This is a genomic window from Stenotrophomonas sp. NPDC078853 (genome assembly GCF_044901215.1).
GTDB classification, from domain to species: Bacteria; Pseudomonadota; Gammaproteobacteria; order Xanthomonadales; family Xanthomonadaceae; genus Stenotrophomonas; species Stenotrophomonas lacuserhaii.
The window spans coordinates 45,722-61,727 of record NZ_JBJDOQ010000013.1 but is presented as its reverse complement, the minus strand read 5'-3'; the positions used below and the strand labels follow the sequence as shown (position 1 = coordinate 61,727).

Annotated in this window: 10 protein-coding genes; 6 read left to right on the top strand and 4 right to left on the bottom strand. The window is 68.9% G+C overall.

Annotated elements, in window-relative coordinates:
* The first annotated feature begins 78 nt into the window (after positions 1-78).
* From ACI2JH_RS13845 to ACI2JH_RS13825, 5 genes are all read left to right on the top strand, one after another.
* Positions 79-1,926, top strand: coding sequence for an amidohydrolase (locus ACI2JH_RS13845; RefSeq protein WP_404736532.1), 1,848 nt, complete (start codon positions 79-81; stop codon positions 1,924-1,926).
* Positions 1,927-1,934: 8 nt separating this feature from the next.
* Positions 1,935-3,203 carry an alginate export family protein gene (locus ACI2JH_RS13840; protein ID WP_404736500.1) on the top strand — a complete coding sequence of 423 codons (1,269 nt, stop codon included), beginning with the start codon at positions 1,935-1,937 and terminating at the stop codon, positions 3,201-3,203.
* Positions 3,197-4,831 (top strand): MFS transporter, encoded by a 1,635-nt coding sequence (locus ACI2JH_RS13835; protein WP_404736499.1) that lies wholly within the window; start codon positions 3,197-3,199, stop codon positions 4,829-4,831. Before ACI2JH_RS13840 ends, ACI2JH_RS13835 begins: the two co-directional genes overlap by 7 nt.
* A 36-nt stretch (positions 4,832-4,867) precedes the next feature.
* On the top strand, positions 4,868-5,692 hold the full coding sequence (locus ACI2JH_RS13830; RefSeq protein WP_404736498.1) for an alpha/beta fold hydrolase: 825 nt from the start codon (positions 4,868-4,870) through the stop codon (positions 5,690-5,692).
* A gap of 280 nt (positions 5,693-5,972) precedes the next feature.
* Positions 5,973-8,537 (top strand): methyl-accepting chemotaxis protein, encoded by a 2,565-nt coding sequence (locus ACI2JH_RS13825; protein WP_404736497.1) that lies wholly within the window; start codon positions 5,973-5,975, stop codon positions 8,535-8,537.
* Positions 8,538-8,556: 19 nt separating this feature from the next.
* Here the strand turns inward: ACI2JH_RS13825 and ACI2JH_RS13820 are convergent, their stop codons facing one another.
* On the bottom strand, positions 8,557-9,315 hold the full coding sequence (locus ACI2JH_RS13820; protein WP_404736496.1) for an SDR family NAD(P)-dependent oxidoreductase: 759 nt from the start codon (positions 9,313-9,315) through the stop codon (positions 8,557-8,559).
* 101 nt (positions 9,316-9,416) lie between these two features.
* Here ACI2JH_RS13820 and ACI2JH_RS13815 point away from each other — a divergent pair, with 101 nt between their 5' ends.
* Positions 9,417-10,322 (top strand): LysR family transcriptional regulator, encoded by a 906-nt coding sequence (locus tag ACI2JH_RS13815; RefSeq protein WP_101101389.1) that lies wholly within the window; start codon positions 9,417-9,419, stop codon positions 10,320-10,322.
* Between the two features lie 49 nt (positions 10,323-10,371).
* Here the strand turns inward: ACI2JH_RS13815 and ACI2JH_RS13810 are convergent, their stop codons facing one another.
* From ACI2JH_RS13810 to ACI2JH_RS13800, 3 genes are all read right to left on the bottom strand, one after another.
* Complete coding sequence (locus ACI2JH_RS13810; RefSeq protein WP_404736495.1) at positions 10,372-12,891, bottom strand: PepSY domain-containing protein; 2,520 nt, start codon at positions 12,889-12,891, stop codon at positions 10,372-10,374.
* 136 nt (positions 12,892-13,027) lie between these two features.
* Complete coding sequence (locus tag ACI2JH_RS13805; RefSeq protein WP_404736494.1) at positions 13,028-13,603, bottom strand: TlpA family protein disulfide reductase; 576 nt, start codon at positions 13,601-13,603, stop codon at positions 13,028-13,030.
* Positions 13,600-15,987: a protein-disulfide reductase DsbD family protein gene (locus ACI2JH_RS13800; protein WP_404736531.1), complete on the bottom strand. Its 2,388-nt coding sequence runs from the start codon at positions 15,985-15,987 to the stop codon at positions 13,600-13,602. Before ACI2JH_RS13800 ends, ACI2JH_RS13805 begins: the two co-directional genes overlap by 4 nt.
* Positions 15,988-16,006: the final 19 nt, after the last annotated feature.

Below are 16,006 nucleotides of genomic sequence, written 5' to 3'. Positions count from 1 at the left end.
GCTGGCGCGGCACTCGCGCTGGGCCTGGCCGGCCGCGGCCTGGCAGCGGCTTCTTCCCCCTCATCGCAGGAGCGTCGCATGAGCACGCTGGTCATCCGCAATGCCCGCATCACCACCCTCGACCCGGCGCAGCCGCACGCACAGGCACTGGCCGTGCAGGACGGGCGCATCGTCGCCGTCGGCAGCGACGAGGACATCATGCGCGGCTGGTCCGCTGAGGCAACGATCATTGATGCTCAGGGGCGCCGGCTGGTGCCCGGGCTCAATGACAGCCATACCCACCTGATCCGCGGTGGACTCAACTACAACCTGGAACTGCGCTGGGACGGCCTGCGCTCGCTGGCCGATGCGTTGGCCATGCTGAAAGTGCAGGTCGATCGCACGCCCGCACCGCAATGGGTGCGCGTGGTCGGTGGCTTCACCGCTGCCCAGTTCACCGAAAAGCGCCTGCCGACGCTGGAAGAAATCAACACCATCGCCCCGGATACGCCGGTGTTCCTGCTGCACTTGTACGACCGCGCGCTGCTCAACCGTGCTGCGCTGCGGGCCTGCGGCTATGACAAGAACACGCCGGATCCGCCCGGTGGGCAGATCGTGCGCGACAAACTGGGCAATCCCACCGGCCTGCTGCTGGCCAAGCCGAACGCGGTGATCCTGTACGCCACGCTGGCCAAGGGCCCCAGGCTGCCGATCGAGTACCAGGCCAATTCGACACGCCATTTCATGCGCGAGCTGAACCGGCTGGGGATCACCTCGGTGATCGATGCCGGCGGTGGCTTCCAGAACTATCCCGAGGATTACCAGGTCATCGAACAGCTGCACCGCGATGACCAGCTCAGCGTGCGCATCGCCTACAACCTGTTCACCCAGAACAAGGGCGGTGAAGTCGGTGACTTCCAGCGCTGGAGCGAGATCCTGCAACCACGCCAGGGCGACGACCTGCTGCGCCACAATGGCGCGGGCGAGATGCTGGTGTTCTCCGCGGCGGACTTCGAACTGTTCAACGAACCACGACCGGAGTTGCCGCCGGAACTGGAGCCGGAACTGCATGACGTGGTGCGGCTGCTGGTGGAAAAGCGTTGGCCGTTCCGCATCCATGCGACCTACGACGAAAGCATCTCGCGCATCCTGGACGTCTACGAGCAGGTCAACCGCGAGGTGCCGTTCGACGGCCTGCACTGGTTCATCGACCACGCCGAGACCATCACCCCGCGCAACATCGAGCGCATCCGCGCGATGGGTGGCGGGCTGGCGATCCAGCACCGCATGGCCTACCAGGGCGAGGCGTTCGTCGAACGCTACGGCGTGCAGGCGGCACGCCACACGCCGCCGGTGAAGCGGATGCTGGCCGAAGGCGTCCCGGTGGGTGCCGGCACCGACGCCACGCGCGTGGCCAGCTACAACCCGTGGGTCGCGCTGTCGTGGCTGGTCACCGGCCGTACCGTGGGCGGGCTGGCACTGTATGGCGATGAGAACCTGCTGGAACGCGAACAGGCGCTGCGTCTGTGGACCCAGGGCAGCGCGTGGTTCTCCGGCGATGAAGACCACAAGGGCACGCTGAAGGCCGGCCAGCTGGCCGATTTCATCGTGCTGTCGGCCGATTACTTCCGCGTGGACGACAACCAGATCGCCGACATCATCAGTGTGCTGACCGTGCTGGGCGGACGCATCGTGCACGCCGGCGAAGACTACGACGGGCTGGCACCGGTACTGCCGCCGGCAATGCCGGACTGGTCACCGGTCAACCGCTTCGGCGGCTACCACGTCGGCGGCACGGCCACGGGTCTGGCGATGGCGCATCACCATCACCACGGCGCGTCCTGTGCCACCCACGGCGCACACGGCCATGCGGCACAGCATGCGGCGCCTACCGGTGACCTGCAGGCTTTCTGGGGTGCCATGGGCTGCTCGTGCTTCGCGTTCTGACCCTCGCCATGCTGGCACTGCCTGCGCTGGCACAGGCGCGGGCGCAGGCCGGCTGCGAGGCGGGCCATTGCAGCGCACTGGGCAACGGCGATGTGCAGTGGGACGCCTCGCTGCGGCTGCGTGGGATGTACTTCGACCCCACCCGCTTCGGCATTGGCGGCAGCGAAGATGGCTATGGCCTGCTGCGCGGGCTGGGATCGGCGACGTATCGCCGCGATGACTGGCAGGCGCGCGTGCAGCTGGGCGTGCATGCCGAACAGGGACGCGCCGGTGGACCCGGCGGCACCGATCAAGGTGCGCTGGACGTGCAGCAGGTCTACTGGCGCTGGCAGGGGCGGCACGCTTGGCTGCAGCTGGGACGGCAGGAAGCCAGCTACGGCAGTTCGCGGTTGCTGTCGGTGCGCGATGGACCGAACATCCGGCTGGCGTTCGATGGCGTGCGGCTGGGCTGGCGTGGCGCAGCCGGCCGGCTGGATCTGCTGGCGCTGCGCGTGGTGGACAACCGCCCCGGCGCGTTCGACGACCGCGGCGAGCCGGGTGCCCACCTGTGGGGCGCGTACGCGACCAGCGCAGCAAGGGGCAGCAGCGGTCAATGGGATGGCTACCTGCTGGATTACCAGCGCGACGGCGCACGCTTCGCCGACGGCAACGGGCGCGAACGGCGGCAGACGCTGGGTACGCGCTGGTTCGGCCAGGCCGATGCACTCGATTGGAACGTGGAGGCAGTGGCACAGCGGGGTCATCTGGACACCGCCACGCAGCGGCTGCAGGTCCGTGCCTGGACGCTGGCCAGCGATACCGGCTGGCGCTGGCACCAGGCGCCGCTGCAACCACGGCTGGGGGTGAAGCTGGACATCGCCAGCGGTGACCGCGATGCGGGCGATGGGCGCCTGCAGACCTTCAATGCGCTGTACCCGAAGTCGTCCTATTTCAGCGAGGCCAGCCTGCTGGCGCCGGCCAACCTGCTCGACGTCCAGCCGACCCTGGACCTGCAGCTCAGCGAGCGCCTCAGCACCCAGCTGGGCGTGCAGCTGGCCTGGAAACAACAGCGCAGCGATGCGGTGTACACCACGCCGGCACCGCTGCTGCCGTTGCCCGGCAGTGGCGGTGGCGCGCGCCGCATCGGCACCCAGTACAAGGCCGAAACCCGCTGGCAGGCCAGCGATGACTGGCTATGGCAATGGCAGCTGGCCTGGGTGGATGCCGGTCCGGCACTGCGCCAGGCCGGTGGCCGCAACACTCTTTTTGCCTCCATCGTAGGAGCGTGGCAATGGTAAACACCGCATCCCCCGCTGCACCCGGCGCCTGGGCGCCGCTGCAGATCAGCATGTTCCGCGCGTTGTGGTTGGCCATCATGGGCAGCAACATCGGCACCTGGGTGAACGACGTGGCCGCGGCCTGGGTGATGGCCGAACGCACCGGCTCGCCGCTGATGGTCGCGCTGGTGCAATCGGCCACCACCGTGCCGATCGTGCTGCTGGCACTGGTGGCCGGCACGCTGGCCGACATCGTCGACCGTCGCCGCTACCTGCTGGCCACCCAGGGCTGGATGCTGGCGGTGGCCGGCACCATGGCCGTGCTGACCCACCTGGACATGCTCAGCCCGACCCTGCTGGTGGTGCTCACCTTCTGCATGGGCTGCGGCGCGGCGATGGCGATGCCGGCGCAGGCGGCGATCGTGTCCGAACTGGTACCGCCGCCGATGCTGGCCTCGGCAGTGGCGCTGAACTCGATCGGCATCAACATCGCGCGTTCGCTGGGCCCGGCCATCGGCGGGGTGATCGTTGCCCAGCTGGGGGCTACGTGGGCGTTCGGCTTCAATGCGATCAGCTTTGCCGCCATGCTGGTGGTGCTGCTGCGCTGGCAGCGCGATCCGAAGGTCGCCAGCCTGCCGCCGGAAGGCTTCGGCGCCGGGCTGAAATCCGGCCTGCGCTATGCCAGCCGGGCCGGCCACCTGCAGGCGGTGCTGATCAAGTCCGCAGGTTTCTTTTTCTTCGCCAGTGCGATGACCGCGCTGCTGCCGGTGGTGGTGCGCGGGCAGATGCAGGGCGGGGCAGGGCAGTACGGCATGTTGCTGGGCTGCGTGGGCATCGGCGCGGTCAGTGGTGCCCTGCTGCTGCCGAAACTGCGCGCGCGGCTGGACCGTGACCTGCTGGTGCTGCTGGCCACGCTGGCACTGGCGCTGAGCCTGGTCGGGCTGGCCGTGCTGCGCAGCTGGGTGCTGTTGCCGCTGGCCATGCTGGTCAATGGCTTTGCCTGGATCACCGTGCTGTCCTCGCTGCAGATCGCCGCGCAGACCGCGGTTCCGGCGTGGGTGAGGGCGCGTGCGCTGGCGCTTTACATCATGGTGTTTTCGCTCGGCATGGCGGCCGGTGGACTGTGCTGGGGCGCACTCGCCCAGCGCAGCACGCCCACCCTGGCGCTGCTGGTGGCGGCCGTCGGTTCGGTGGTGGCGGGCCTGCTGGTATGGCGCGTGCGCATCTCCGGGACCGAAGAACTGGACCTGCGTCCGGCCGGCCATTGGCCTGCACCGGAACTGTCGGTGGCGGTGGCGCATGACCGCGGACCGGTGCTGGTGACGGTGGAATACCGCATCGATGCCGCCGACCGTGCGGCTTTCCATGCGTGCATGCGGCTGCTTGGCCGCGTGCGCCGCCGCGATGGCGCAGTGCTGTGGGGCGTGGCCGAGGATGTCGCCAGCCCGGGCGTGCACCTGGAGTATTTCCTCACCGCGTCGTGGCTGGAGCACCTGCGCCAGCACGAGCGCATCACCTCCGATGACAAGGCCGTACAGGAGCAGCTGCGTGCGTTGCACCGGGGCGAGCGGCACCCGGTGGTACGTCATTTCGTCGGCGGCAGCGATCCACTCGAAGCCGCCGTGCCGCACACCCACAGTGACATCTGACCCACTGTTCCATCCACTTCGACAGGAGCCAACCACATGAGCCACTTCGTTACCGTCAAAGACGGCGCCCGCATCTTCTACAAGGATTGGGGCAGCGGCCAGCCGATCGTGTTCGCGCATGGCTGGCCGCTCAGCTCCGACGCCTGGGACCCGCAGATGCTGTTCATGGGCCAGAACGGCTTCCGCGTCATCGCCCACGACCGTCGCAGCCACGGACGTTCCAGCCAGACCTGGGACGGCAACAACATGGACACCTACGCCGACGACCTGGCCGCCGTGCTGGAGCAGGCCCAGGTCAAGGACGCGATCCTGGTCGGGCATTCCACCGGTGGTGGTGAAGTGGCGCATTACGTGGCCCGCCATGGCAGCAGCCGCGTGGCCAAGGTGGTGCTGGTCGGTGCGGTGCCGCCGCTGATGCTGCAGACCGCCGGCAACCCGGAAGGCACGCCGCTGGATGTCTTCGACGGCATCCGCAAGGGCACCGGCGGTGACCGCTCGCAGTTCTTCCAGGACCTGGCCACGCCGTTCTTCGGTGCCAACCGCGATGGCAACGCGGTCACCCAGGGCATGCGCGATTCGTTCTGGCTGCAGGGCATGCTGGGCGGTGTGAAGGGCCAGTACGACTGCGTGCGTGAGTTCTCTGAAGTGGACTACAGCGAAGACCTGAAGAAGATCGACGTGCCGACGCTGGTGATCCACGGCGACGACGATCAGATCGTGCCGATCAAGGCCGCTGCCGAGAAGTCGATCAAGCTGCTCGCCAACGGTACGCTGAAGGTCTACCCGGGTGCGCCGCATGGCCTGACCTCGACCCACGCCGATCAGTTCAACGCCGACCTGCTGGCCTTCGCCAGGGCCTGATCAGGCCCCACGCACGAGCGGTACATCGGAATGGCCGGAGCGTGCGAGCGCTTCGGCCAGTTCGTTTCCGGCCTTGCCGGATCGCGGTGAAGTACGCAATGACCGGGGTGCCGCAGCGAACCAGGCCACAGCCTGGAGCGTGCACTGTCATCGATGCGACTTGCGGCGCTGTTACAACGAGCAGCGTCCCGCGTGCAGCGCGGCACATTCCGGCAACAACGGGCTAAAGTCCGGCCAGCGCGGGCCGATACCGATGCGTCATTCCGCCTCGGATCCTGTCATGCCGGCTGCCCCCCCCATCCTGCGTTCCGCCTCCCTCCGCCTGCGCCACCTTGCGGCGCGCGCGTGGCCTTCCCTGCAGCATCTGGCCCGGCTCAGCGTGGCCGCCAAGATCAAGGCCAGCCTGCTGGTCTGTGGCCTGGGCCTGGTCACCATTGCCGCGATGTACGGCTGGACCAGCCACGGCAGCGAGCGTGCCGCACAGAGCTTCGCGGTCTACCAGCAGGGCACCGGACTGGCCGCCACGCTGGCCGCCGACATCGCCGAAGCCAGGCGGCTGCAGACCCAGTATGCACGCAGTTTCGATGCCGCCGACCGCGATGCGCTGCAGGTTGCCCAGCAGCGGCTGCGGGCCACCTTGCAGCAGTTGCGGGCACTGCCGATGGACGCAACGCGTCGGCAGGCATTGGCCGAACTGACCACCCAGGCCGATGCGTTTGCCGAAGGCATCGCCGCGCTCAACGCGCGAGTGGATGAAATGGGACGTGGTGACGAAGCGATGTCGGCGCAGCTGGCGCAGGCGGCCGACGCCGTGCAGGCGGCGGTGGACGCAACGCAACGCCCGCTGCTGGCCCTGCACGTGCAGCGCATGCGCCGGCAGGAAAGCCTGCTGCTGCTGAGCGGCGACTCCCGGCATGCCGACCGCGCCAGCGAGGAGAAACTCCCGTTCGATCTCGCGCTGGCGGGCCTGCCGGACGATGCGCAGCAGCAGCTGCGCGATCTGATGGATACCTACCAGGGCGCGCTGTTGACCTACACCGCCGCCCGCATGGGGCTGGACGTGGAAGCGCAGTCGCTGGTGGATACGGCGGCCAGCATCACCCCCGCGCTGCAGGCCTTCCAACAGGCGCAGGCAGCCAGCCTGGAGCAGGCGCGCAGCCGCCAGCAGGCGCAGGCCACACGTCTGGGTGTGCTGTTCGCCGCCTCGCTGCTGGTGGTGGCCGTGGTGCTGATCGGCACGCTGTTGATGGTGCTGCATGCCGTGCGCCGACCGATCCAGGACACCCTGCGTTTTGCGCAGGACATCGCCGAGGACCGCCTGGATACGGTGTTGCGCGTGCATAACCCGCACGATGAAATCGGCCAGTTGGCGCAGCGGCTGGGCCACATGCAGCAGCAGCTGCGCGCACGCATCGAACACGAACGGGCGGTGGCGCAGGAGAACGCCCGTGCGCGGCAGGCACTGGACAGCGCCTCCACCGGCCTGATGGTGGTCAATCCGCAGGGCGAAGTGACCCATGCCAATCCGGCGTTGCTGCAGACCCTGGGGGCGGGCGGGAACGACGTGCTGGGCCGGCCTGCCCGACAGCTGCATCCAGCGCTGGCGCGGATCGACGGCAGCGGCCGACGCGAGTACGACATCCAGCACGGCGGCACCACCTGGCAGCTGGTGACCACGCCGATCTTCGAGGCCGGCCAGTCACTCGGCGAGGTGGTGGAGTGGCGCAGCCGTGCGCTGGAAGTCCTGCTGGAAACCGAAGTCGGCGCGCTGGTGGATGCGGCGGCCCAGGGTGAGCTGGCCGGCCGCATTCCGCTGCAGGGAAAGCAGGGCTACGTGCATCGCCTGTCAGCCAGCATCAACCACCTGCTGGCGACCTTCGAACACAACCTCGGCGACCTGCAGGTCCTGCTGGCGGCACTGGCGCGGGGCGACCTGCGCGTACGCATGGAGGGTGAGCTGGACGGGGTGTTCGCGCGCATGCGCGATGATGCCAACGCGACCGTGGACCAGCTTGCGGGCATCGTGGCGGGCATCCAGGACGCGGCGCGCTCGATCGGCGATGCGGCCGGTGAAATCAGCGCAGGCAATGCGGATCTTTCCATCCGTACCGAGCTGCAGGCGGCCAACCTGGAAGAGACCGCCGCCTCGATGCACGAGCTGACCGATACCGTATCGCGCAATGCCGACGCCGCCGGACAGGCCGACACACTGGTACGTGCCAGCGCGGACGTGGCGACGCGCGGTGGTGAGGCGGTGGGGCAGGTGCAGCGTTCGATGCAGGACATCAGCGCGTCGTCGCGACGCATCGGCGAGATCACCGCGCTGATCGACGGCATCGCCTTCCAGACCAACATCCTGGCGTTGAATGCCGCCGTCGAGGCGGCACGTGCCGGCGAGCAGGGTCGCAGCTTCGCGGTGGTCGCCAGTGAAGTGCGCCTGCTGGCGCAGCGCAGCGCCGATGCGGCCAGGCAGATCAAGGGACTGATCGAGGACTCGGTGCAGCAGGTGGGGCAGGGCACGCGTGCGGTCAGCCAGGCCGGTGCCACCATGGAAGAACTGCAGGCCAGCGTGCAGCAGGTGGCCGCGATCATGGCGCAGATCCGCGATGCCTCGCTGGAGCAGCGCAACGGCATCGGCCAGGTCAACCAGACCATTGTGCAGATGGATGCCAGTACCCAGCAGAATGCGGCGATGGTGGAAGAGGCCACGGCTTCGGCGCGTGCACTGGAAGCGCAGGCGGAGGTGCTGGCCGAGGCGGTGGCGGTGTTCCAGCTGCGCGGTGTCGGCGATGTGCGGTCGGCGCCCCTTTCCCCATCGGGAAAAAGGACGCCGGTCGTGGGCTGAGGCCGCCGTTGCGGATCGCCTAGATGAACATGCCGCCAGAGGCTTCCACGCGTTGGGCATTGATCCAGCGCGTGTCCGCCGACATCAGCGCGACCACGGCCGGGCCGATGTCATCGGGTTTGCCGGCGCGGCCGAGCGCGGTGGACGAGGCGACCATCGCATTGATGCCGGCATCGTCACGCACGCGGCCGCCGCCGAAATCGGTTTCGATCGCACCGGGCGCCAGCGTGTTGGCACTGATGCCCCGCGCGCCCAGTTCCTTGGCCAGGTAGCGGGTGAACACTTCGATGCCGCCCTTCATCATCGCGTAGGCCGAACTGCCCGGCAGCGAAAAGCGCGCCAGCCCGCTGGACACGTTGAGGATGCGGCTGCCATCGGCGAGCAGCGGCAGCAGCGCCTGGGTCAGGAAGTAGGGGCCTTTCAGGTGCACGTTGACCAGGTGGTCGAACGAGGCCGGGGTGGTGTCGGCGATCAGCGCGTAGTGGCCTTCGCCGGCATTGTTGACCAGGCCGTCCAGGCGCTCACGGCCCCAGTCGGCGAGCTGGGTCTGCAGACTTTCGACGAACGCGGCGAACGAGGCGCTGTCGGCCACGTCCAGTGGCAACGCGGCAGCGCGTCGGCCCAGTGCTTCAATCTGCGCCACGACCTCGTCGGCGGCGGACGACTGGCTGCGGTAGGTCAATACGATGTCGGCGCCGTCGGCGGCCAGGGCGAGGGCGGCGTTGCGGCCGAGGCCACGGCTGCCACCGGTGATCAGCAGGGTGCGGGAAACGGACATGTCCAACTCCAACGGGCGGGTAGGTGACCAGCCTATTGGGCTTGCGAGGGCGAATAAACTGCGTGATCCTGATATGACTGTTCAACAATGGCCGACAATCAATGGACAGCGTGTCGCAACTGCGTACCTTCCTGCATGTGGCCGAGCGTGGCTCCTTCACCCGCGCGGCAGAGAGCCTGGGGCTGCCAAAGGCCAGCGTGTCGCTGGCGGTACAGCGTCTGGAAGCAGCACTGGGCACCCAGCTGCTGCACCGGACCACGCGCCGCGTGCAGCTGACGGCGGACGGTGAACAGCTTTTCCAGCGCGCCCGCGACCTGCTGGATGACATGGAGGACCTGCAGGGCATGTTCCGCCGCGATACCGCGCAGCTGCGCGGGCGGCTGCGGGTGGACATGTCCAGTGGGCTCGCACGGCACCTGATCCTGCCGCAGCTGCCGGCCTTCCTGGAACAGCACCCAGGGCTGGAGATCGAACTCAGCGGCACCGATCGCCGTGTCGACCTGGTGCGCGAAGGCTTCGACTGCGTGCTGCGGGTCGGTGCGCTGGACGACAACACGCTGGTGGCGCGACCGCTGGGCAGCATGGACATGGTCAACTGTGCCAGCCCCGGTTACCTCGCCGCGCGTGGCACGCCGCTCACACTCCAGGCGCTGGGCGGACATCGCCTGGTGCACTACGTGAGCACGCTGGGGCAACGGCCCGCAGGGTTTGAATACCGCGATGGCGACCACTACCGGAGCCTGCCGATGGCCGGTGCGGTGACCGTCAACAGCGGCGATGGCTACACCGCCGCCGCGCTGGCCGGGCTGGGCATCATCCAGGTGCCACGGCTGGGCGTGCGCCAGGCGCTGCGTGACGGAACGCTGGTTGAAATCCTGCCGCAGCTGCCGTCCGAACCGATGCCGGTCACCCTGCTGTACGCGCAGCGCCGACATCTGCCCGCACGGGCGCGGGTGTTCATGGACTGGGTGGCCGCGCTGCTGCAGCCGCATCTGTTGCCCTCGTAGTGTCGAGCTTGCTCGACACAGGGGCGGTATCGAGCAGGCTCGACACTACTCAATACACGTCGCGCCGGTAGCGGCCCTCGGCCCTCAGCGCATCCACCGCCTCCTCGCCCAGGGTTTCGCGCAGCACGTCGTCCACGCCCTGCGCCATGCCCTGCAGCGAACCGCACACGTACACACAGGCGCCGTCGGCGATCCAATGACGCAGCTCCGCGCTGGCCGCGCGCAGCAGATCCTGCACGTACATCCGGGTGCTGCCATCGCGCGACCACGCCTGGTCCACCCGGGCCAGGTGCCCCTGCTGCTGCCAGGCGATGATTTCCTGCGCGTACAGCGCATCGCAGGCCTGCTGGCGTTCGCCGAACAGCAGCCAATGGCCATGCTGGCCTGCGCCGTCGGCTTCGCGCAGCAGGCTGCGCAGGCCGGCAATGCCGGTGCCGTTGCCGATCAGGATCATCGGTGGCGCATCGTCGTGCCGGTGGAAGCCCGCATTGCGCCGCACGCGCGCGGGCACGCCGCCGCCAATGCCCGCATGCAGGGACAACCAACCCGAACCGATGCCGGGCCGGCCATCCTCACCCTGCACCAGGCGCACCACCAGCTGCACGTGGCCATCGGCCAGGCAGCTGGCGATGGAGTATTCGCGCGTTGGCAGCGCCGGCAGCTGGTCGAGCCACTGCGCGGGGTCATGCACCGGCTGCACCTGGTCGATCGGCGGCAACATGCGCCGCGCCGCCGCATCGCGCACGCGCTGTTCCAGCCCATCCACATGCACCGGCGCGTCGACATCCAGCCCGGCCGCGGCCAGCACCGCAGTGACATCGTCCGCAGCATGGCGCGGTGCCACCTGCAGGATGTCGCCGGCCTGCCAGCCCGCGCCGTCCGGCGGCCGCAACGTCACCTGCCAGATCGCGCCGCCCTGGCTGCCGGGATTGAGCAGGCTGCGTTCGTGCAGCGTCCACTCCTGCAGCACGCTGCGCGCCTCGGCGTCCTCGGCCACTTCCACGCCGGTCAGCGAGGAAAGCTGGGCCTGCCAGCGCTGCAGCGCACCGGCGTCATCGCCATCCACGTCGATGCACGGGAACAACGCCGCCGCGCCCTGTTCGCCCAGCCACTGTTCCACCCGCCGCGCGAAGCCGCAGAAACGCGCGTACTGGCGATCGCCCAGCGCCAGCATCGCGTAGCCCAGTTCCGGCAGCGCCTGCGCTTGCATCAGCACCTTGCGTTCGAAGGCGCGCGCGCTGTCCGGCGCTTCGCCATCGCCGAAGGTGCTGACCACGAACAACGCACGGCGCGCCTGCTGCAGCATGCCGCCATCCAGGCGCGCCATCGGCGTGACCTGCACGCGCATGCCGGCCGCCTGCAGCTGCCCGGCCGCGCGCCAGGCCAGTTGTTCGGCTTGGCCACTCTGGCTGGCGAAGGACACCAGCCACGCCGGCCCGTCCGCATCGCCCGCCGGCAGCGCTGCGGCGAGGTCCACGCGTGAGGCGCGCACTGCGTGCTTCTTCGCGCGGCGATCCAGGTACAGCATCCAGCCGGTGACGAAGAACAGCACCATCAGCAGGCTCGACAGCATCACGACCAGTCGCCCGGGCAGACCGAAGAAGCTGCCCGAATGCAGCGCGAACATGCTGCCCAGCACCTTTTCACCGCCATCCAGATCGGCATACGCGCGCCGGCCCAGCACGGCGCCACTGGCGGGATCGATCTGCAGGGTGTCGTAGGCGCGGTCATGGTGGGAACGCCCGACGGACATCACCCGTGCGGTGACCCGGCGGTCGCCGCGCGCCGGCAGGCGCAGGTCGATGTAGCCTTCGCGCACGCCGGGCAGCGCATACAGGCTGGCCTGCACGCGCTGCAGGTCCAGCGCCCCGCTTGCCTGCAGCGCGGGCGTGGCAACCGGTTGCCCGCCGAGCAGGCGGGTCAGCCCATCGCGGTACCAGTCGAAGGACCACCACAGGCCGGTCAGGGCGATCAGCAGGTAGACCGGCAGCACCCAGGTGCCGATCACCGAATGCAGGCTCCACAGGAAGCTGCGGCCGCTGTGTTTCCATTCCACCGCCAGCCAGTTGCGCCAGCTCCACCATTGCCGCGGCCAGCGCAGGTAGATGCCCGACAGCACGAACACCAGCAGGATGATCGTGCAGCTGCCGGTGACCAGCCGGCCACGGTCGCCCGCGACCAGGCGCCGGTGCAGGTCTTCGGTGAAGTCGAAAAACCCCTGGCCACGCAGTGCGCTGAAGCGCTCGCCGGTGAAGGGATCGAAGTACACCCAGTTGTCGCGGCCGCCATCGAAGCGGGCCACCGACGGGCGCTGGCCGGTGGCATCCACGCGCAGACGCTGCAGGGCGGTGTCGCTGCCTTCGGCCATCGTGGCCACCAGGATGTCCAGCGGCAGCGTCTGGCGGCCATCGCCCTGCTGGGCGGCAACTGCGGCGAAGTGCGGATTCAACGCGCGCAGCAGATCGTCCTCGAAGGAGAGGGTGGCGCCGGTGAGACCCATCAGGGCGAGCACGGTGCCGGCGGTGATGCCGAGGAACCAGTGCACCTGGAAGAGAACGGTCTTGAACATCGGGGGGAGAAGAAAGCCGGTAGCGCCGGGCCGAGGGTCCGGGTATCACGAGGGAGGGCCGACGGTATCGATCTCCATCGGCAAATGAGAATCACTCGCGTAGTGTTCCGGTCGGCGGCCGCCGGGTCAAGCGCGCTCAGCCGCCGCTCGCCCAGCCTTCGATCTCACCCTTGGCGAACGGTCCCAGCTTCTGCCGCACGATGCGGCCCTGCGCGTCCACCAGCACCGTGTAGGGCAGCAGGCCCTGCGTGTTGCCCACGCGCACGCTGGCGTCGGCCGGGCCAGGGGTTTCCAGCACGATGGGGTAGTCCACCGGCACACGGCGCAGGAAGTCCTGCACGCCTTCGGCGGTATCCAGCGCCAGTCCCAGCACCTGCACGCCCTGGTCGCCCTGGGCGGCGGCGAAGTGGGCCAGCTCGGGCATTTCTTCCACGCAGGGGGCGCACCAGCTTGCCCATACGTTGATCAGCAGCGGCCGGCCACGGAACCGTTGCAGGTCCACCGGCGCGCCGGAAAGATCCGGCAGCACGATGGGCGGGAGCGGATCGCCGATGCCCGCCGTGGCCGCTTTACTGGTGGGGTCAGGTTCCTTTTCCGCACCGGAAAAAGAACCTGACCCCACCTCCGAAGACGTATCCAGCTGCTGCCCGGCCCACAGGCCCAATCCACCGGCCAGCACCGCTGTCCACAGCAGTGCCGGCCTCAGCTTCATCGCGCGGTACGCAGCAGCGCTTCTTCGGCCAGCGCCTGGGTCAGCACGCTGGGCAGCACGATCGGCGGCGCGCCGGGGCCGTACACCACGTACAGCGGCACGCCCACGGCTTTGTGTTCATCCAGGAAGGCGGTGATCTGCGGGTCCACGTTGGTGTAGTCGCCGCGCATGTACACCGCGTTGGTCCGCCGCAGCAGCTCCTGGAAATCAGGCCGCGACAGCACCGCGCGTTCGTTGGCCTTGCAGGTCACGCACCAGTCGGCGGTCATGTTGACGAACACCACGCGGTTGTCCGCGCGCAGACGGTCCAACATTTCCGGCGAATAGGCCACCACGTTTTCGCCGGCAGCCTGCGCGGCGGTCGCCGGCGGGGCCAGCCGGGCAACGCCCCACACCGGCACCAGCGCAGCCAGGATCACCACGCCGGCCAGCAGCGCACCGATCCGCTGGCTGCGCCAGCGGCTGCGCTCGAACCACCACAGCCCCAGCGCCAGCAGGACCAGCCCGCCCAGCACCAGCGCCATCGCATCCACGCCGCGCTGCTTGCCCAGCACCCACAGCAGCCACAGCGCGGTGGCGTACATCGGGAACGCCAGCACATGTTTCAGCGTTTCCATCCACGCGCCAGGACGCGGCAGGCGACGCGCCAGCGTGGGCACGAAACCGACCAGCAGGAACGGCAGCGCCAGGCCCAGTCCCAGCGCCAGGAACACCAGCATGGACTGCAGCGCGGGGGCCGCGAATGCATAGGCCAACGCCGGGCCCATGAACGGCGCCACGCACGGGCTGGCCACCACGCAGGCCAATACCCCGGTGAAGAAATCACCGACCGGACCGCTGCGCGAGGCCAGCGACTGGCCGATGCCGCCCACGTTGCCGCCCAGGGTGAACACCCCGGACAGGCTCAGGCCGACGGCGAACATCAGGTACACCAGCGCGGCGATGAACCACGGATGCTGCAGCTGGAAGCCCCAGCCTGCGGCCTGGCCAGCTGCGCGCAGGGCCAGCACCAGCCCGCCGATCACCGCGAACGCCACCAGCACGCCGGCGGTGTACCAGAGCGCATGCGCGCGTGCACGCTGGCGGCTCTCACCGCTCTGCGCCAGGCCCAGCACCTTCAGCGACAGGATCGGCAGCACGCACGGCATCAGGTTCAGCACCAGGCCGCCGGCCAGTGCCAGCAGCAGCACCACCAGCAGGCCCTTGGCGCTGGTCGGTTCCGGTGGGCGCGTGCGCTGTGCGTTGTCCGCGCTGGCATCCGGGCTGGGGGCCGTGGCACCCGTGGTGGCCGCATCCAGACCCGCAGCGTCAGCGGGAATGCTGTCGGGGATGATCGGCACCACGCGCCGGTTGTCGGTCTTTTCGCCGCCCGTGCCGTCGGTGCGCTGTGCCTCGCGCGGCAATGCGGCTGGCAGTTCATTGCCGGCCGCGGTGGTCGCCGCCGTCGCGTCGACCTTGCCCGCGGGAATATCCAGCCGCACCCGGCGGGTCATCGGCGGGTAGCAGATGCCATCGGTCTGGCAGCCCTGGAAAGTCACCACCAGGGTGGCATCCAGTGCCTCGGCGCGGCTGCGGTGCAGTGGCAGGGTGGCGTCGGTCTGGTCGAAGAACACCGCCACGTCGCCGAAATGTTCATCGCGATGCGACTTCGCCTGCGGCCAGCGCAGCGCATCCACGCGGATGCCGTTGGCCCCTTCCAGCTTCAGCGAAGTGCGGTCGCGGTACAGGTAATACCCCTTGGCCGGAGTGAAGCGCAGCAGCAGGGTGTTGCCATCGTCGACGATGGCTTCGAAGCCGAAGGCCTTCTCCGAAGGCAGCGGCAGGCCCTGCACGGCCGCGGCGGTGCCGGGCAGGCGCAGGCCGCCGCTGTTGCCACCCAGCGGGCTGCCCAACGGCGAAGTGCCGGTTGCTGCGGCAATGCCTGTAGAAGCGATGCCGGCGCCTGCACCGCCGCCGGGCAGCGCGACCTGGATCACGCGCTTCTGCGGCGGATAGCACACGCCCGCATCGGCGCAGCCCTGGAAGCGCACTTCCACGCTGACGGTGCCGGCGTCGGGTGCCGGCTGGCCGGGCAACGTCGCGGCCAGGCGTTGGCGATAGGTCTCTACTTCGCCGAAGAAATCATCATGGTGGCGCTCGCCCGCCGGCATTTTCAACGCGCCGGCATTGAACGAAGGATCTGCCTTGACGCTGGTGCGATGGCGATACAGGTAGTAGCCCGGGGCGATCTTCCATTGCAGCTGGATCTGGTCGCGCTGGGTCGCCGTGGTGCTCAGCGCGAACGCTTCGTCCACCGGCAGCAGGTCCTTTTCGCTCAGTGCCCACGCGGGCAGGGCAAGCGCCAGCAACGCGCACACCGCAACGCTACGACGCAGCGACGCCATCCAACCTGACTTCATGAAA

Coding starts and splice junctions, on each gene's coding strand:
- ACI2JH_RS13845 (WP_404736532.1), top strand. CDS start 79: ATGAGCACGCTGGTCATCCGCAATGCCCGCATCACCACCCTCGACCCG.
- ACI2JH_RS13840 (WP_404736500.1), top strand. CDS start 1,935: ATGCTGGCACTGCCTGCGCTGGCACAGGCGCGGGCGCAGGCCGGCTGC.
- ACI2JH_RS13835 (WP_404736499.1), top strand. CDS start 3,197: ATGGTAAACACCGCATCCCCCGCTGCACCCGGCGCCTGGGCGCCGCTG.
- ACI2JH_RS13830 (WP_404736498.1), top strand. CDS start 4,868: ATGAGCCACTTCGTTACCGTCAAAGACGGCGCCCGCATCTTCTACAAG.
- ACI2JH_RS13825 (WP_404736497.1), top strand. CDS start 5,973: ATGCCGGCTGCCCCCCCCATCCTGCGTTCCGCCTCCCTCCGCCTGCGC.
- ACI2JH_RS13820 (WP_404736496.1), bottom strand. CDS start 9,315: ATGTCCGTTTCCCGCACCCTGCTGATCACCGGTGGCAGCCGTGGCCTC.
- ACI2JH_RS13815 (WP_101101389.1), top strand. CDS start 9,417: ATGGACAGCGTGTCGCAACTGCGTACCTTCCTGCATGTGGCCGAGCGT.
- ACI2JH_RS13810 (WP_404736495.1), bottom strand. CDS start 12,891: ATGTTCAAGACCGTTCTCTTCCAGGTGCACTGGTTCCTCGGCATCACC.
- ACI2JH_RS13805 (WP_404736494.1), bottom strand. CDS start 13,603: ATGAAGCTGAGGCCGGCACTGCTGTGGACAGCGGTGCTGGCCGGTGGA.
- ACI2JH_RS13800 (WP_404736531.1), bottom strand. CDS start 15,987: ATGGCGTCGCTGCGTCGTAGCGTTGCGGTGTGCGCGTTGCTGGCGCTT.